This is a genomic window from Staphylococcus sp. HMSC62B09, assembly GCF_001839115.1.
Lineage (GTDB): Bacteria > Bacillota > Bacilli > Staphylococcales > Staphylococcaceae > Staphylococcus > Staphylococcus haemolyticus.
Map to the genome: position 1 here is coordinate 214,574 of NZ_KV840121.1, position 18,585 is coordinate 233,158.

Below are 18,585 nucleotides of genomic sequence, written 5' to 3' on the forward strand. Positions count from 1 at the left end.
TTTTGAAAAAATGATATTAGATCAAGGACACTAATTGATAATGTCCTTGGTCTATTTTTTGTATGTAGAATGATTTAAAGTAGAAATGAAATTATTATTGTCATCACAAAGTATGCAATATTACATATTAAAGCTGGAGCAATCCATGTAGATATAAAATAATGCTCCTTTTTAACTTGTTGAGGATTTAAAAATTCATCATCTGCCATTGTTCTCTTTTTTGAACGAGACGATAGTTGATATCTTATTCTTCTAAAACCATAGCTCGTTGCATCAAAAATTCCCTCTTGAACTAATAAAATGAAAAAAATGCATATAAATATGGATAAAGATATATAAAACAAAATATTAATGTATGAAATGAATGTTTGGTTACTAATGATTAACCATATTATTAAAGAGAGTAGAGGCGTAATCATTGACCACACAACCCAACTTTTTTTATTTTTCATTACGAGACCCCCAGATGAAACTTAATACCATTTTATCTTATTAGTATAAATAATAATATCTTAAATCTAAAACCTGTAATTAAAATACAAATGACAGTAAAAAGAACTTTTATTTTACAACTCAATTTTTAAATATTGTTAAAATTATATTGCAATTATATGAAAATTGTATATATAATATTACTAAATATTTCTGAAAATTTTGAAGGGAATGTTAATTTTGAAAATTCAATAAGGGGGTTATTTAATGACGCGATATATTTTTAAACGTTTGGGGTACATGTTTTTATCGCTTTTCATTATTATTACAATTACATTTTTCTTAATGAAATTAATGCCCGGTTCACCATTTAACGATGCGAAACTAAGTGCTGAGCAAAAGGCAATCCTTAATGAAAAGTATGGTTTAAATGATCCAGTTGCCATTCAATATCTTCATTATTTAAAGAATGTCGTAACTGGAGACTTTGGGTATTCATTCCAATATCATAATCAACCGGTATGGGAGCTTATAAAACCGAGATTGATTCCTTCTATGGAAATGGGTATTACAGCTATGATTATCGGGGTTATTTTAGGGTTAATCCTTGGCGTAGCAGCAGCTACTAAACAAAATACCTGGGTAGATTATACAACAACTATAATTTCAGTAATCGCAGTATCAGTACCATCATTCGTATTAGCCGTACTTTTACAATATGTGTTTGCGGTACGTTTACGTTGGTTCCCAGTAGCTGGGTGGGAAGGATTTTCAACAGCAGTCTTACCTTCACTAGCATTGTCCGCGACAGTTTTAGCAACAGTAGCAAGGTATATTCGAGCAGAAATGATAGAAGTATTAAGTTCAGATTACATATTATTAGCACGTGCAAAAGGTAACTCTTCTATAAGAGTGCTATTTGGACATGCATTACGTAATGCATTAATTCCAATTATTACTATTATTGTACCAATGTTAGCAAGTATATTAACTGGTACATTGACTATTGAAAATATTTTTGGAGTACCAGGTCTTGGGGACCAATTCGTTAGATCGATTACAACAAATGATTTCCCAGTTATCATGGCTACAACAATATTATTTAGTACATTATTTATTGTTTCAATCTTTATTGTAGATATTCTTTACGGAATTATTGATCCTAGAATTCGTGTGCAAGGAGGTAAAAAATAATGACAAATGATAAATTTGAAAAGCCGTTGGATGATCATTCAAATGCGGCGATGACACATACCTCTGAAGGCATTGCAGCTTCTGACTTTGTTATTAGAGATATAGATTTAAATAAAGAACCTGAAATGCAACGAGAAAGTAAAAATTTCTGGGAAGATGCATGGGCACAGCTAAAACGAAATAAACTTGCTGTAATAGGGATGATTGGCCTTATACTTATAATAATTTTAGCTTTAGTTGGTCCACTAATAAGTAAACATGATTTTGCTGAACAAAATGTCGATTATCGAAATCTTCCAGCAAAAATTCCCGTATTAGACAAAGTTCATTTTTTACCATTTGATGGTACAGGTTCTGACGGTAAAGATGCTTATGCAAAAGTGGGAGCTAAAGAAAATTATTGGTTTGGAACAGATCAACTAGGTAGAGATTTATGGACACGTACATGGAAAGGCACTCAAATTTCTCTAGTTATTGGTATAGTGGCTGCCTTATTAGATATTTTTATCGGAGTAGTATATGGCGCTATTTCAGGATTTTTTGGTGGGCGAGTAGATGATGTAATGCAACGTATTTTGGAAATCATTGCTTCAATTCCAAACCTTATTGTAGTAATTTTATTCGTACTTATTTTTGAACCTTCTATTTGGACGATTATACTAGCCATGTCAATCACAGGTTGGTTAGGAATGAGTAGGGTTGTTCGTGGTGAATTTTTAAAATTAAAAAACCAAGAATTTGTAATGGCATCAAGAACTTTAGGCGCATCTAAAGTCAACTTGATTTTCAAACATATTCTCCCTAATACATTAGGGGCTATAGTAGTAACATCTATGTTTACTGTCCCAAGTGCGATTTTCTTTGAAGCATTCTTAAGTTTCATTGGTATAGGTGTCCCAGCACCACAAACATCACTAGGATCTTTAGTTAATGATGGTCGTGCAATGTTATTAATTCATCCACACGAGTTATTCATTCCAGCAACAATTTTAAGTTTATTAATTTTATTTTTCTATCTATTTAGTGATGGATTACGCGATGCATTTGACCCTAAAATGCGTAAATAATAAAGGAGGCACACGTTATGTCAGAAAGAGTATTAGAAGTCAACGACTTGCATGTTTCCTTTGATATTACTGCTGGGGAAGTGCAAGCGGTTAGAGGCGTAGATTTTTATTTGAACAAAGGGGAAACGTTAGCAATAGTGGGAGAGTCTGGTTCTGGAAAATCAGTAACCACTAAAGCAATTACAAAGTTATTCCAAGGGGATGTTGGAAGAATAAAAAAAGGTAAAATCGATTTTTTGGGAGAAGATTTAGCTACTAAATCGGAAAGTGAATTAATCAAATTACGTGGAAAAGACATTTCAATGATATTCCAAGATCCTATGACATCACTTAATCCAACGATGCAAATTGGTAAACAGGTAATGGAGCCACTTATTAAACATAAAAATTATAGTAAATCTGAAGCCAAAAAACGTGCTTTAGAAATATTAAATTTAGTAGGCTTACCAAATGCAGAGAAACGTTTTAAAGCTTTTCCACATCAGTTTTCAGGTGGACAAAGACAAAGAATTGTTATCGCAACAGCTTTAGCTTGTGAACCTAAAGTATTGATTGCAGATGAACCAACAACAGCATTGGACGTAACAATGCAAGCTCAAATTTTAGATTTAATGAAAGATTTGCAGAAAAAGATTGATACATCAATCATATTTATTACCCATGATTTAGGTGTAGTAGCTAATATTGCAGATAGAGTAGCTGTTATGTACGGAGGACAAATGATTGAAACAGGGAATGTTGAGGAAATATTTTATGACCCTAAGCATCCTTATACATGGGGATTATTATCATCAATGCCTGATTTAACTACTAGTAATGATACAGAACTAATTGCGATTCCAGGAACACCACCTGATTTATTACATCCTCCAAAAGGCGATGCTTTTGCGAGAAGAAGCCAGTATGCTTTAGATATTGACTTTAAACAAGAGCCACCTTGGTTCAAAGTGTCGCCGACTCATTTTGTTAAGTCATGGTTATTAGACGAACGTGCACCTAAAGTAGAACCGTCTGAGATGGTTAAACAGAAACAACGTCATATGCCAAATAATTATGACAAACCACGTCAAGTAGAAAGGGTGTCGTTCGATGGATAAAAATAATGAAGTATTATTAGAAATTAAAAATTTAAAACAATATTTTAATGAAGGTAAACGTAATGAAGTAAGAGCCATTGAGGACATATCTTTTGATATCTATAAAGGGGAAACATTAGGGTTAGTTGGAGAGTCAGGATGTGGTAAATCGACTACAGGTAAAGCAATTATAAAGCTAAATGATATTACAAGTGGAGAAATTTTATATGAAGGACAGGATATTCAAAAAATTTCTAAACGTAAAGATTTATTAAAGTTTAATAAAAAGATTCAAATGATTTTCCAAGATCCATATGCATCACTTAACCCTAGATTAAAGGTCATGGATATCGTTGCAGAAGGTATTGATATACATAAATTAGCAAGCAGTAAAAAAGACCGTAAACGTCGTGTTTATGACTTACTTGAAACGGTAGGTTTAAGTAAAGAACATGCGAATAGATATCCACACGAATTTTCTGGTGGACAACGTCAACGTATCGGTATCGCGCGTGCGCTAGCAGTGGAACCAGAATTTATTATTGCGGATGAGCCTATTTCAGCTCTAGATGTATCAATACAAGCTCAGGTAGTTAATTTAATGTTAAAACTTCAACGAGAAAGAGGAATTACCTTCTTATTTATTGCCCATGATTTATCAATGGTTAAATATATTTCTGACCGTATTGCGGTAATGCATTTTGGGAAAATTGTTGAATTAGGTTCAGCTGACGAAATTTATTATCACCCATTACATGATTATACGAAATCATTGTTATCAGCGATTCCTCAACCTGACCCAGATAGTGAGAGAACACGTAAACGTGTAGCATATCAAGAAGATGAATCTAAAAATTCTGAGCGAAAACTTCAAGAAATAAGACCAGATCATTATGTTTTTGTAACTGATGAAGAAGCTGCTCAATTAAAACAAGAACATCAAACGCAAAGCGTTTAAATGCAGGGGAAGGAGGATGAATTTACTATGAAATCTTTAAAATATATAGCAACTTTATTAATAGTGGTTTTAGTACTTTCAGCTTGTAGTAATAATAAAAGTTTATATTCAGATGATGGTCAAGTCTTTAGAAAAGTTATTACACAAGATATAAGTACTTTAGATACGGCATTAATTACAGATGCAGTATCAGGAGATATAGCTGGCCAAGCATTTGAAGGCCTATATTCAATTGATAAAGGCGATAAGGTTACTTTAGGTGTAGCTAAAGAAATGCCTAAAAAAAGTAACGGGGGCAAAACTTTAACAATTAATTTAAGAAAAAATGCTAAGTGGTCTAACGGTGACCCAGTAACTGCGGATGACTTTGTTTATGCATGGAGAAAAGTTGTGGACCCCAAAACAGCATCTGAATTTGCTTACATAATGAGTGATATTAAAAATGCAGATTTAGTTAATTCAGGAAAAAAACCAGTGAGTGAATTAGGAATTAAAGCACTAGATAAATATAAACTTCAAGTTGAATTAGAAAAACCTGTGCCTTATATAAATGAACTATTGGCTTTAAATACTTTTGATCCTCAAAATTCTAAAATTGCCAAAAAATATGGAGAAAAATATGGTACAAAAGCCGATAGAGCAGTATATAATGGACCTTTTAAAGTAATTAATTGGCAAGTGGAAGATAAAATTCAACTTGTAAAAAATGACAAGTATTGGGATAAAAAGAATGTTAAATTAGATAAAGTAAATTATAAAGTACTAAAAGATCAACAAGCTGGTGCATCATTATATGATACAGATTCGGTTGATGATACAATCGTAACATCTGAGCAGGTTAACAAATATAAAAATAGTAAAGCATTGAACCATCGTTTAACTGCTGCTACATTCTATATTAAAATGAACGAAAAAACTGTTCCGGAATTTAAAAATAAACACTTAAGATTAGCTATTGCGCAAGCTATTAATAAAAAAGGATATGTAAAATCTGTTTTAAATGACGGTTCTTTAGCCTCAGATAATTTCACTGGTATTGGAACTGCTAAAACACCAGACGGCAAAGATTTCGCAAGTACAGTTTCATCTCCATTAAAATATGATACCAAAGAAGCAAAACAAAATTGGGAAATTGCGCAAAAAGAATTAGGTAAAAAAGAATTTACTTTTACTATGAATACTCAAGACACCCCAGCAGCGAAGATTGCTGCTGAATATATAAAATCGCAGATTGAAACAAATTTACCTGGTGTTACTCTAAAAATTAAACAAATGCCATTTAAACAAAAAACAACTCTAGAGCTAGCAAATAATTATGAAACGTCATATTCAGGATGGAGTCCTGACTATCCAGACCCAACGGCTTTCTTGGAAATAATGACAAAAGGTAATGCTCAAAATAATACTGATTGGGGTAACGAAGAATACGATAATCTTATCAAAGAAGCTAATGGTTCTTTACTACGTGAATCTGATAAGAGAAATGAAGCTTTACAAAAAGCTGAAAGTATTTTACTTCACGACGCACCAGTTGCACCTATATATCAAAAAGGAGAAGCACATTTAACAAATCCACAAGTTAAAGGGTTACAGTATCACAAAGTAGGTCCAGATACTACACTTAAGCACGTGTATATCGATAAATCTATTGATCGTGAAACAGGTAAAAAAAAGAAAAGTGAATAATAGAAATAGCCATGGGAATGATTTCCATGGCTATTTCTATTACTAATGTATTATCTTTTACGTCCCAATCCCATGGCACGTTCCATTTTTTTCAATGTTTTGAATGACGCTTTTTGAGCTTTATCGCGACCATGATCTAGGATTTCATCTAGTTTATCTGAATTGTAAAATTCATTATATTTTTCTTGGAAGTTAATTAAGAAATCTTTGACGATTTCTGATAAGTCTGTTTTGAACTTACCGTATCCTTCATTTTCGTACTTAGCTTCTAAATCTTTAATAGATTCATTTGTTAAGCTAGAGTAAATTGTTAATAAATTTGAAATACCTGGTTTGTTATCACGATCAAATTTAATAATTCCATCTGAATCTGTTACAGCACTTTTAATTTTCTTTGCTGCCACATTAGGCTCGTCTAGTAATGAAATAAAGTTTTTATGATTATCATCACTTTTACTCATTTTCTTCGTTGGGTCTTGTAAACTCATGACGCGACCACCTACTTTAGGCATACGAATTTCTGGTTTAACCAAAATGTCATTATAACGACTATTAAAACGTTCGACTAAGTTACGTGTTAATTCCATATGTTGCTTTTGGTCTTCACCAACTGGAACAATATTAGTATTGTATATCACAATATCTGCAGCCATTAATGGTGGGTAAGTTAGTAAACCTGCTGGAATACCATCAGTACGTTTTTGAGCTTTATCTTTATATTGAGTCATACGTTCAAGTTCTCCAACACTTGAAATTGTTGTGAGCATCCAACCTGCTTGCACGTGTGCTGGTACTTCAGATTGTATAAATAAGGTAGCTTTTTCTGGGTTTATGCCAGATGCTAAATAAATAGCCGCAAGTTGACGGATTTGTTTACGTAATTTGATTTTATCTTGTGGCACAGTAATTGCATGTTGGTCGACGATGCAAAAATAACAATCATAATCATTTTGAACATCAGCAAATTGTTTTAATGCCCCAATATAATTACCAATTGTGGGTATTCCACTAGGTTGAATTCCTGAAAATAATGTCTCCATATTAGATGCCTACTTTCTTAGTTTTAATTCATATTATTTAAATTATAACAGTATTTCTTTAAAATGTAAGTTATGTTAGTATGTAGTTATACGTTAATTCTAAGCTTTTAAATTTAGGTTTTTAGAAAATTTGAGATTTCTCAGAAAAATTAGGGTTTTCTCATTTAATTTTAATGTTAGTTGGTTATACTAATATTGTAAGGTTAAGAGGACTAAATAAATTATCATTTCTTAATCAATAAATTCAAAAATAATGAATAATATTCATTCAATAGGAGAGTGAGATGTATGGTAACATTATTTACTTCACCAAGTTGCACATCTTGCCGTAAAGCGAAAGCATGGTTACAAGAACATGACATTCCATATACGGAGCGTAACATTTTTTCTGAACATTTAACAATTGATGAAATCAAACAAATTTTAAAAATGACTGAAGACGGTACTGACGAAATTATTTCTACTCGTTCTAAAACATACCAAAAATTAAACGTTGACATTGATTCTTTACCACTACAAGATCTTTATGCGATTATTCAAGATAATCCAGGACTATTACGTCGTCCAATTATTCTAGATGAAAAACGTTTACAGGTTGGCTATAACGAAGATGAAATCAGACGTTTCTTACCTAGAAAGGTTCGTACTTTCCAATTACAAGAAGCGCAACGTCTTGTTGATTAATTTTAAAATTTAATTGAAGATTATAATAATATGAAACAGCACTATTTTAGTGCTGTTTTTTTGTAACTAAAAAAGGGAATATGTTAGTATATATAACGATTGTAAAATAGTTAAATTTAATCAAACAAATAAATTGTAATTTCCACCACGCTCTAATACAATATGGTTACTATTCATCGACTGTAAGGAGTGAGATGATATGAGAATAGAACGCGTTGATGATACAACAGTCAAATTATTTATAACTTATAGTGATATTGAAGCTAGAGGATTCAGTCGAGAAGATTTATGGACTAACCGTAAGAGAGGCGAAGAATTCTTCTGGTCAATGATGGATGAAATCAATGAAGAAGAAGACTTCGTAGTTGAAGGACCTCTTTGGATACAAGTACATGCCTTTGAAAAAGGTGTGGAAGTTACGATTTCTAAATCTAAAAATGAAGAAGCTACGAATATGTCTGATGAAGATGCAAACGAGCAATTTGAAGAACAAGTTAACGAATTACTTGCAAACACATTAGAAAATGAAGAGAGCATTGAAGATTTATTCGAACAAAGAGCACAACAACAAAAGCACTCTCATAAATCTGAACAAAAACAAACGAAACAACGTCCGAACATAAGAACAGTTATCGTTAAATTTGATGATTTAGAGCAAGTTATTAGTTATGCATATCACCATAATTTATCAACTGATGAATTTGAAGATTTATTATATATGAATGACAATAAATATTACTATGCTATTCACTTTGATGAATCAGTCAGTCAAGAAACGATTAACGATAGTTATAGTCAGATGTTAGAGTTTGCATATCCAACAGATAAAACTGAAGTATACTTAAATGATTATGCTAAGATTATTATGAGTCATAATGTAACTGCTCAAGTGAGACGTTATTTCCCAGACACAGTTGAATAATGAAAGTTTTTACCGAGGCAATGAATATTGCTTCGTTTTTTTTTGTTGAAAAGTAAAATCACCATTTCATACGTTTATTCTTATGAGGTGAGTGAAATTTATGTTAATTGCTATAAATCAACAAGGCGAGCAAGTATATGCACATCGTGCAAAGAAACAAAACAGCTATTTTTGTCCGCATTGTAGCTCACAACTACTATACAAATGTGGCACAAAAAAAATCCCGCATTTCGCGCATAAGGTTGATAGCGTATGTTATTGTGCAAAACAAGAATCCGAACAACATTACTTTGTAAAGTGTTTTATTGCGAAGATGTTATCACAACTACATTATCACGTTCAAATTGAACCTTATTGTCCAACTATTCAACAATACCCAGACATACTAGTGAATTCAAAATATGTAATTGAAATTCAATTTTCTAGAATAGGTATTGAAGAGATCATAGAACGAACAAAGGGATTTAAACAGCTGAATATGGAAGTCATTTGGTTAATTCAAGATTGTCGATATCATATGGGAAGGCTATATCTCAATTCATTTCAAGCACATTTTATTCATCCAATTAACAGGTGTTTATATGTATGGAATCAAAAAAACAAGTGTGTTGTTTTATATAGTCAAATTCAGCATATTGGTGGCAGACAATTTATCGCAAAACAAACAGTAATTAAAATCAATGAATTAGTGAATCAGATTAGTATAATGCCTACGCCATATCAACACATTTTCAAGCTAACTAAATCTGAAATACATTATTACTTGAATCAATGTAGAAGGAAAAATTCTGTCCTTGAACCATCGTTAAGCGCAATGTACCAGTTAAGATTAACAGATGAGGCTATTTATCATAACTTCGGCTACATATTCCCTTATCAACTCTATATTGAGAATCATCCAGTTCAGTGGCAATTACAATTAAAATTATTTAATGAACAAGAGTGTGATGTACATCAGCGTTTAAAAGCCTTTCTTAAATTTAGACAGATGTACCTTAACACTATTTCTATGGATTGTGTTGTCTCAGAACTCATTAATCATTACATTAAATATAGTTAAAACGTGCAATTTATAGGGAATAATGAGAAAATTATAACATTAGTTATTATAGGAGGTTTACTATATGAGTCAACAATTAACAAGAGAAGAGCAAGAACGTAAATATCCAAATGATACGTGGGATTTAACAACGATTTTTAAAAGTGATGAAGCTTTTGAAGAAGCATTAAAAGAGGTTGAAGGTTATCTAGGTAAAGAAGAGCAATTTAAAGGGCACTTAGCAGATAGTGCTGATACATTATATGATGCGCTTGCATTAGAAGATGAAATTGGTACTAAACTAGAGAAAGTATATGTCTATGCACATTTAAAACAAGACCAAGATACTTCAAACGATAAATATACAGGATTCGAGTCACGCGCACATCAACTTATAATTAAAATTAGTTCAGCATGGAGTTTCTTAGTACCAGAAATTCTTCAAATTGATGAAGATAAACTTCAATCATTTATCGAAACTAACGACAACTTAAAACGTTATGAATTTGATTTAAAACTTATCAATGAAAAACGACCACACATTTTAGATGCCGAGCAAGAGAAATTACTTACTGAGGCTCAAGATGCCCTATCTACACCAAGTAATGTGTACGGTATGTTTAGTAATGCAGATTTAGAATTTGAAGATGCAGTAGATAAAGATGGTGAAAAACATCCATTAACACAAGGAACTTTTATCAAATATTTAGAATCTGATGATCGCGAGTTACGTCAATCAGCATATAATAATTTATATAAAGCTTACGGTGCTTATAATAATACTCTAGGTTCAACATTAGCAGGGGAAGTTAAGAAGAATGTCTTTAATGCTCGAACACATAACTATAAAACAGCTCGTGAGCGTGCGTTAAGTAATAATCATATACCAGAAGAAGTTTATGATAATTTAGTAAAAACTGTGCATAAATATTTACCGTTATTGCACAGATACACGAAACTAAGAAAAGAATTATTAGACGTTGATGAGCTGAAAATGTACGATTTATATACGCCAATGGTTAAGGACGTTAAATTCGAAATACCTTATGAAGAAGCAAAAGAATGGATGTTAAAAGCGTTAGAACCTATGGGTGAAGAGTACCTTGATGTAGTAAAAGAAGGTTTGAATAATCGATGGGTCGACGTTTATGAAAATAAAGGCAAACGATCAGGCGGTTACTCATCTGGTGCACATTTAACTAACCCATTCATTTTATTAAATTGGTCAGATACTGTATCTGATTTATATACGCTAATTCACGAATTTGGTCATTCAGCACATAGTTATTTCAGTCGTAAACATCAACCATCTAATTCTAGTGATTATTCAATCTTTGTTGCTGAAGTTGCATCAACTTGTAATGAAGCATTACTAAGTGATTATATGGATAAACATTTAGACGATGAACGTCGTTTATTATTATTAAATCAGGAACTTGAAAGATTCAGAGCGACTTTATTCCGTCAGACTATGTTCGCAGAATTCGAACATAAAATTCATCAAATTGAAGAAGCAGGCGAACCATTAACTGCAACACGTATGAATGATGAATATGCTAAATTGAATAAACAATACTTTGGTGATGTTGTTGAAACAGATGACAATATTAGCAAAGAATGGTCAAGAATTCCTCATTTCTATATGAATTACTATGTATATCAATATGCTACCGGATATAGTGCAGCACAAAGTTTAAGTCATCAAATTTTAACTGAGGGTAAACCTGCAGTTGAAAGATATATTAATGAATTCTTGAAAAAAGGAAGTTCTAATTATCCAATTGAGATTCTGAAAAATGCCGGTGTGGATATGACTTCACCAGAACCTATTGAGCAAGCTTGTGAGGTCTTTGAACAAAAATTAGATGCTTTTGAAAAACTTATGAAAGCTTAGAATGACTGTATCCGTTTACAATATGTCAAGTTTGTGACAATTTTGAAATAAGGGATCTTTAATATTGAAATACCTATATTAGCGTGTTATATTATGAACATGAAATTAATCACATAACAAACTACCCCTTTGTTTGAAGTGAAAAATTTCTCCCATCCCCTTTGTTTAGCGTCGTGTAATCAGACACGGCGTTTTTTTATGCTCTTTTTTTTATAACTACCACTATCAATTAATTCCCCATTGTAGATAAATTTTATCATTGTACTTCGACGCCATTACTATACATTGCAATTGATTTATATAACAATAATAGAAACAGAGTCGTTCAACCTTAAATTGATGGGTACACAAAAATAAGCCATCCAATGCATGAATATAATCATCATTGAATGGCTATTGTTAGTTACCCTATATTCTAGGCATTTTTGATTGCCAAAAATCTCCTTCAGGATATTGAAGTTTTTCTACTTTTTGTTGTAACGCCAATTTCTTAAGTTCTTTTGTCATTAACTTTTCAGGCCACTCATATATGGTCAATAGTTCTTCCATAGTAACGAGTTGTTTCTTTTGAATATAATGCGCAATTTTAGGTGGAAGATTTTTTTCAATTGGCGTACCCATTAATTCATTAATAATATATGTGTAAATGTGATATGGATATAATCCTTCTACTTTCAGGCCTTCCTCATGAACATCTTCACTGAAAAATACGAGTGAAGGTGCTTGCTCAATTTCCATTTCTCGAGCAATGTGTAAATCTATTTTTAAACTTTCAGTTAATTTGCTTTTTTGTAAATCTTCTTTGAATTCATTGTAATCTAAACCTGCATTAATGATGCAGTCACAAATCATTTCTTCCGTAATAATATCCTTCTTAGGAATAATTTCATTTTGCATTAAATGGATGAAACGTTCCGCTCTTAAACGACCTTGTAATTCAGCCGCTTTATAAGCTAAGGCGATATTATCAAAATCAGATGTACTTTGTGCTTGGCACTTAGTAAGTACTTTCAATGAAGGGTTTAGAATATGTCTGATACGTATATATTGATTATATTCAATTCTTAATTTAGAAATAATCGCTGATAATTTAAAGCAATCTGTATTAAATGGATCAAAAAATGAATAAATTTCAATTTTATTTACAGGTGACAGATTAGCATCTTCACGACTTCTATTGTCTACAATTTTTAGTTCTTCAGCCATGTTTTACTCACCTTCAATTATATTTAGGAATTTACCATGTGGTTTGCGGTTAGACGTAAACGTTCATATAAATAGTCTCCAACACCAGCTGGAAACTGTGCTTCGGTTATTGCAGTATGCATATTTTCTAACCATGCATCTCTCTCATAAGTTGTAATTTTAAATTCCATATGTCTTTTTTTTAACATCGGATGCCCATGTTCTTTAGTATATAGGTTCGGTCCACCTAGAAATTGAGTGAGAAATTGCTTTTGTTTTCTACTCGTTTCGGCAAAATCCCCAGGGAACAAATGATTGATTCTGTCATCTTTCTCAACTAGAGCATAGAAATGATCAATCATATTATAAAGTGCTGTTTCACCTATAATATCGTATGGCGTTTTAGACATAATATCACCAATTTCCGTTAATATATTACTAATATAACATGAATTTTTACATTTAAAAGTAATTTGACTTTTTACAGCGACGTACTGCTACTTGTCAATTTGATTCTTATAGTCAAAGAAACGTTGAACTTTATTGTTAGGTACGGTGTGCTTAAGATTAAATTCTTCTAATAAACTATGAAATTTTTTCAAACCATTGTTATAGTCAGTAACTTCAAATTCTAACTCATAATCAACTTTGTCGAAATAATCACTTCGATCTAATACTAACAATTCATTTTTATAGTTCGTTTCTAAACGAGCTGTTCTTAATGCGCCTAATATAGTTAATTCATTGTCATTAATACCATATGATTCGACAATTTCTCGTATATCTTCTGGTAGTGAGTTATTGGATATTATATCACCTGTTTCAGGTATATATTTGACCATATGATTATATTCCATCAAACCTACGTCGGCTGGCACTTTTAAGGTCATTTCATATGTGTCGTTTTTAACTCGGATTCGTAATGCAGATTTATGATCTCGCAATATGAAGTTAGGAGTATCAATATAGTAGTTTATTTGAATAAAAGGTTCTTTATGTTCAAAAAAAGTATATTTAAATTTATCGTACACATCTTTACTTAGTAATTGTTTGAATTCTATTTCATTATTTGTCGCCATAATTTGCACCTCTAAATCCATTTATTTTAGTTCATTATGACTGAGTTATATAAATATTTAAAGTAATTATATATGAATAAAAGAGTAAATCTGAGTACATAAGTATAGTTTATAAATTGATTTGTCACAACATAATGAGTTTCGTTCAATAGTGTATAGACGAGTAAGAAGTGCATTTCAAACGTGTGTTATACAGTTAAATTATGTTAAACTAATAAAGAATAATAAGGAGGAACAAGCATGCGTATTTATGTAAATGAAATTAAAATTAAAGATGATGGCATTTATTGCTACTCAGAAGATCCAACTGATGGATTAGTAGAAGTAGGACAAATGCTTGTTGATAGTGATAATTACGGATTTGCCTACTTATTAGATGACGGACAATCATATGATTACTTGATTTTCGTTCAAGAAACATGGTCCATGTTGCATGAGAATAGAGGCAAGAAACTAATAGTAAACGATGACTTGGTTTTAGAACATTTTCAAGAGGAATTAGATTACATACTTGAGAATGTTGAAGGAAATAATAACTATGGTAAGGAGTTTGTTTCAGCTGTTGAAGAAACTTTTGACCTAAAGTGAAGCGGAGTGAAACAATATGAATCAATGGGATCAATTTTTAACACCATATAAACAAGCCGTTGATGAATTAAAGGTAAAATTAAAAGGTTTGCGTAAGCAATATGAAGTTGGAGAAGATGCTTCACCCATTGAATTCGTTACTGGTCGAGTAAAACCAATTACGAGTATTATTGATAAGGCGAATAAAAGGGGGATACCATTTGATAGACTACGTGAAGAGATGTACGACATTGCTGGTCTTAGAATGATGTGTCAATTTGTGGACGATATCGATGTGGTTGTTAATATGCTTAGACAACGACAAGATTTCAAAGTGATTGAGGAACGTGACTACATCAATAACACAAAACAAAGTGGTTATCGTTCATATCATGTGATTATTGAATATCCAATTGAAACATTAAACGGTCAGAAAGCCATTTTAGCGGAAATACAAATACGAACATTAGCAATGAATTTCTGGGCTACAATTGAGCATACATTAAGATATAAATATGACGGGGATTATCCAGCGGAAATTCAGCATCGTCTTGAGCGTGCAGCTGAAGCGGCATATCTTCTAGATGAAGAGATGTCTGAGATTAAAGATGAAATTCAAGAAGCACAGAAATATTATTCTCAAAAACGTGCAAAAAAACATGACTAATGAGGTGTGGGGATGCGTTATACTATCTTGTCTAAAGGTGATTCAAAATCCAATGCTTTAAAGCATAAAATGATAAATCATATGAAAGATTTCCACATGGTAGAAGATTCCGTTAATCCAGAAATTGTTATTTCTGTAGGTGGAGATGGAACTTTATTACAAGCCTTTCATCAATACAGCCACATGCTTTCTCAAGTGGCATTTGTAGGTGTACATACAGGACATTTAGGTTTTTATGCTGATTGGTTACCTCATGAAGTTGAGAAATTAATTATTGAAATTAATAACTCTGAATTTCAAGTCATTGAATATCCATTATTAGAAATTATTGTCAGATACAATGATAATGGTTATGAAACACGTTATTTAGCTTTAAATGAAGCAACAATGAAAACGGAAAATGGTTCAACACTTGTAGTTGATGTGGGCATTCGTGGTAAGCAATTTGAACGTTTTAGAGGTGACGGTTTATGTATATCAACTCCTTCAGGTTCAACTGCTTATAATAAGGCATTAGGTGGAGCACTAATACATCCCTCACTTGAAGCTATGCAGATTGCAGAAATAGCCTCTATCAATAATAGAGTATTTAGAACAGTGGGTTCACCACTTGTTTTGCCAAAGCATCATACATGTTTAATTACACCTGTTAATCATGATACCATTTTAACAACAATTGATCATGTTAGTTTAAAACATAAAAATGTCAATGGTATTCAGTTTAGAGTGGCTAATGAGAAAGTGCGTTTTGCTAGATTTAGACCTTTCCCATTTTGGAAAAGAGTACATGATTCATTCATTGAAAGTGAAGATGGACGATGAAATTTGAATACGTGATACAGCATAATGAAATGCTTAAGTCTTTTTTGCAGCGTCATCAATATTCTAAAAAGACAATTAGCGCCATTAAACATAATGGCGCTTTAATTATTAATAACAGTCATGCAACTGTCAGAAAAATGATGATGCCAGGTGATGAGTTAACTATTGCGTTACCTGATGAAACACCTAGCTCATATTTGATTCCATCACGTAATCCAATTGAAATATTGTATGAAGATGATTATTTAATTATTGTGTCAAAACCAAACTATTTAAATAGCACTCCGTCAAGAGAACATCCGCACGATAGTTTGATAGAACGTGTACTTTATTATTTAAATGTTGGTCAGTTAATCGATACATTGATCGTACCGCATATTGTTACACGTTTAGACCGTAACACTAGAGGGATTGTAATATTTACTAAGCATGGGCATATCCATCATTTAATGACGACGAGTGCAATAGATAAAAGGTATATGTGTGTATGTTATGGTCAAATGCTATTGAATGGTGTTATAGAAGAACCGATTGCTAGAGATAGCCAGAGTATTATTACTAGGAAAGTTGATGCTTCAGGAAAATACGCAAAGACTTCATATGAAACAGTAATGGCCAAACCTGAAGCGAGCTTATGTGAAATTAAATTACATACTGGAAGAACGCATCAAATACGCGTTCATTTTAATTATATAGGACATCCTCTTGTTGGTGATGATTTATATGAAGGAAGTCATCCTGAAATTCATACGCAATCTTTACAATGCTATAAAGTGACATTCATACATCCAATTTATAATAGAGAAATTGAGATAGAAATAGATTATAAATGGCTACAAAACATTTTTGCAGAATTATAATAAGATTTGGAGGTGTTGATGTTGTCATTAGAAACAGAAAATAATGACTATAATACTGACGAAGTGTATAACCAAAATTTGTTAGATGATCTATTAAAACAAGACGATATTGATCGTTTTAGAGAAGAATTTCTAGCAATGCACGAATATGAACAAAGTGAATATTTTGAAGACACTACGAATGAAAATAGACAAAAGATATTTGAATTTTTATCACCTCAAGAAGTAGGGGAATTCTTTGAACAATTAGAAATAGATGATGAAGCATATGAAGACCTTTTTGATACGATGAATGCACATTATGCTAGTAAAGTTTTAGAAGAGATGTCTTCGGATAATGCTGTAGATATATTAAATGAACTTTCGAAACCGAAAGTAGCTAGTTTGCTAACGTTAATGAACCGTGACGATGCTAATGAAATTAAGCATCTATTACATTATGAAGAAGATACAGCTGGCGGTATCATGACGACGGAATATATCTCATTAGATGCCAATACTCCAGTTAAAGAAGCATTAATGTTAGTAAAAGAACAAGCACCAGATGCCGAAACGATTTATGTTATTTTTGCCATTAATACCGATGGACAATTAGTTGGAGTATTATCTTTAAGAGATTTAATTGTAGCTGAAAATGATGCATATATAGAGGATATAATGAGTGGGCGTGTGATTAGCGTTAATGTAGCAGATGACCAAGAAGATGTAGCTCAAAAGATGAGAGACTATGACTTTATTGCAATGCCAGTAATAGATTATCAACAACATTTACTTGGTATTATTACAATTGATGATATTCTAGATGTTATGGATGAAGAGGCAAGTGAAGACTACTCTCGTTTAGCTGGGGTATCTGATATTGACTCAACAAATGATTCTGTTGTGAAGACTGCTACTAAACGATTACCGTGGCTTATCATTCTTACATTTTTAGGAATGATTACCGCTACTATATTAGGTGGTTTTGAGGCAACATTATCACAAGTTGCATTATTAGCTGCATTTATACCTATTATTAGTGGTATGTCCGGAAATTCTGGTACACAATCACTTGCGGTGTCTGTACGTAATATCTCTACTGGGGAAATTGATGAACAAAGTAAATTTAAGGTTGCATTGAGAGAAGCGGGAAGTGGCTTGCTTTCAGGATTAGTTTGTGCCACTGTTTTATTTATTATCATCGTTGTTATATATAGACAACCATTTTTAGCACTAATAGTTGGAGGCAGTCTTACTATTGCAATGACGGTTGGTACGTTAGTTGGTTCTATGATTCCGTTATTTATGAATAAACTGAATATTGATCCAGCCGTAGCCAGCGGACCATTTATTACAACAATTAATGATATTGTAAGTATGTTAATTTACTTTGGTTTAGCAACAACATTCATGTCATATTTAACATAGGGGGAC

The 18,585-nt window shown here is 32.1% G+C and carries 19 protein-coding genes; 14 read left to right on the forward strand and 5 right to left on the reverse strand.

Annotation, left to right across the window (positions count from 1 at the left end):
- Window positions 1-74: 74 nt before the first annotated feature.
- Window positions 75-452: a DUF3899 domain-containing protein gene (locus HMPREF3265_RS04470; protein ID WP_053024304.1), complete on the reverse strand. Its 378-nt coding sequence runs from the start codon at window positions 450-452 to the stop codon at window positions 75-77.
- Window positions 453-699: 247 nt separating this feature from the next.
- Between HMPREF3265_RS04470 and opp3b the strand changes: the two genes are divergently transcribed.
- Genes opp3b through HMPREF3265_RS04495 form a run of 5 tightly spaced genes read left to right on the forward strand, consistent with a single transcriptional unit; the run spans window position 700 to window position 6,413 of the window.
- Window positions 700-1,626: an oligopeptide ABC transporter permease gene (gene opp3b, locus HMPREF3265_RS04475; protein WP_037549066.1), complete on the forward strand. Its 927-nt coding sequence runs from the start codon at window positions 700-702 to the stop codon at window positions 1,624-1,626.
- Window positions 1,626-2,693 carry an oligopeptide ABC transporter permease gene (opp3C, locus tag HMPREF3265_RS04480; protein ID WP_070441382.1) on the forward strand — a complete coding sequence of 356 codons (1,068 nt, stop codon included), beginning with the start codon at window positions 1,626-1,628 and terminating at the stop codon, window positions 2,691-2,693. Before opp3b ends, opp3C begins: the two co-directional genes overlap by 1 nt.
- A 17-nt stretch (window positions 2,694-2,710) precedes the next feature.
- On the forward strand, window positions 2,711-3,790 hold the full coding sequence (locus HMPREF3265_RS04485; RefSeq protein ID WP_070441378.1) for an ABC transporter ATP-binding protein: 1,080 nt from the start codon (window positions 2,711-2,713) through the stop codon (window positions 3,788-3,790).
- Entirely contained in the window at window positions 3,783-4,727 is a 945-nt protein-coding gene (locus HMPREF3265_RS04490; protein ID WP_070441375.1) for an ABC transporter ATP-binding protein, read from the forward strand. The genes HMPREF3265_RS04485 and HMPREF3265_RS04490 overlap by 8 nt, the downstream gene beginning before the upstream one ends.
- A gap of 27 nt (window positions 4,728-4,754) precedes the next feature.
- Window positions 4,755-6,413 (forward strand): peptide ABC transporter substrate-binding protein, encoded by a 1,659-nt coding sequence (locus tag HMPREF3265_RS04495; RefSeq protein WP_070441371.1) that lies wholly within the window; start codon window positions 4,755-4,757, stop codon window positions 6,411-6,413.
- A 50-nt stretch (window positions 6,414-6,463) separates the two neighbouring features.
- Here the strand turns inward: HMPREF3265_RS04495 and trpS are convergent, their stop codons facing one another.
- Entirely contained in the window at window positions 6,464-7,453 is a 990-nt protein-coding gene (gene trpS / locus HMPREF3265_RS04500) for a tryptophan--tRNA ligase (protein ID WP_070441368.1), read from the reverse strand.
- A 288-nt stretch (window positions 7,454-7,741) separates the two neighbouring features.
- Here trpS and spxA point away from each other — a divergent pair, with 288 nt between their 5' ends.
- The 4 genes from spxA to pepF all read left to right on the forward strand — a co-directional run bounded on the left by spxA (window position 7,742) and on the right by pepF (window position 11,992).
- Window positions 7,742-8,137, forward strand: a complete 396-nt coding sequence (gene spxA / locus HMPREF3265_RS04505) for a transcriptional regulator SpxA (RefSeq protein WP_011276230.1) — start codon at window positions 7,742-7,744, stop codon at window positions 8,135-8,137.
- Between the two features lie 199 nt (window positions 8,138-8,336).
- A complete protein-coding gene (mecA, locus tag HMPREF3265_RS04510; protein WP_070441365.1) occupies window positions 8,337-9,059 on the forward strand; it encodes an adaptor protein MecA in 723 nt (240 codons plus the stop codon).
- A gap of 100 nt (window positions 9,060-9,159) precedes the next feature.
- Entirely contained in the window at window positions 9,160-10,119 is a 960-nt protein-coding gene (locus HMPREF3265_RS04515) for a competence protein CoiA (RefSeq protein ID WP_070441362.1), read from the forward strand.
- Window positions 10,120-10,183: 64 nt separating this feature from the next.
- Window positions 10,184-11,992, forward strand: coding sequence for an oligoendopeptidase F (gene pepF / locus HMPREF3265_RS04520; RefSeq protein ID WP_070441359.1), 1,809 nt, complete (start codon window positions 10,184-10,186; stop codon window positions 11,990-11,992).
- Between the two features lie 408 nt (window positions 11,993-12,400).
- Here pepF and yjbH read toward each other — a convergent pair whose 3' ends face one another.
- From yjbH to HMPREF3265_RS04535, 3 genes are all read right to left on the reverse strand, one after another.
- Window positions 12,401-13,198, reverse strand: coding sequence for a protease adaptor protein YjbH (gene yjbH / locus HMPREF3265_RS04525; RefSeq protein WP_070485478.1), 798 nt, complete (start codon window positions 13,196-13,198; stop codon window positions 12,401-12,403).
- 23 nt (window positions 13,199-13,221) lie between these two features.
- On the reverse strand, window positions 13,222-13,587 hold the full coding sequence (locus tag HMPREF3265_RS04530; RefSeq protein ID WP_070441354.1) for a truncated hemoglobin YjbI: 366 nt from the start codon (window positions 13,585-13,587) through the stop codon (window positions 13,222-13,224).
- 87 nt (window positions 13,588-13,674) lie between these two features.
- A complete protein-coding gene (locus tag HMPREF3265_RS04535) occupies window positions 13,675-14,256 on the reverse strand; it encodes a CYTH domain-containing protein (RefSeq protein ID WP_070441353.1) in 582 nt (193 codons plus the stop codon).
- 240 nt (window positions 14,257-14,496) lie between these two features.
- Here HMPREF3265_RS04535 and HMPREF3265_RS04540 point away from each other — a divergent pair, with 240 nt between their 5' ends.
- Genes HMPREF3265_RS04540 through mgtE form a run of 5 tightly spaced genes read left to right on the forward strand, consistent with a single transcriptional unit; the run spans window position 14,497 to window position 18,579 of the window.
- Window positions 14,497-14,844 carry a UPF0738 family protein gene (locus HMPREF3265_RS04540; RefSeq protein WP_011276223.1) on the forward strand — a complete coding sequence of 116 codons (348 nt, stop codon included), beginning with the start codon at window positions 14,497-14,499 and terminating at the stop codon, window positions 14,842-14,844.
- A 16-nt stretch (window positions 14,845-14,860) separates the two neighbouring features.
- Window positions 14,861-15,490 carry a GTP diphosphokinase gene (locus tag HMPREF3265_RS04545; protein WP_011276222.1) on the forward strand — a complete coding sequence of 210 codons (630 nt, stop codon included), beginning with the start codon at window positions 14,861-14,863 and terminating at the stop codon, window positions 15,488-15,490.
- Window positions 15,491-15,502: 12 nt separating this feature from the next.
- Complete coding sequence (locus HMPREF3265_RS04550; protein WP_070441351.1) at window positions 15,503-16,312, forward strand: NAD kinase; 810 nt, start codon at window positions 15,503-15,505, stop codon at window positions 16,310-16,312.
- Entirely contained in the window at window positions 16,309-17,172 is an 864-nt protein-coding gene (locus HMPREF3265_RS04555; RefSeq protein WP_070441348.1) for an RluA family pseudouridine synthase, read from the forward strand. Before HMPREF3265_RS04550 ends, HMPREF3265_RS04555 begins: the two co-directional genes overlap by 4 nt.
- A gap of 18 nt (window positions 17,173-17,190) precedes the next feature.
- A complete protein-coding gene (gene mgtE, locus HMPREF3265_RS04560; protein WP_370739553.1) occupies window positions 17,191-18,579 on the forward strand; it encodes a magnesium transporter in 1,389 nt (462 codons plus the stop codon).
- Window positions 18,580-18,585: the final 6 nt, after the last annotated feature.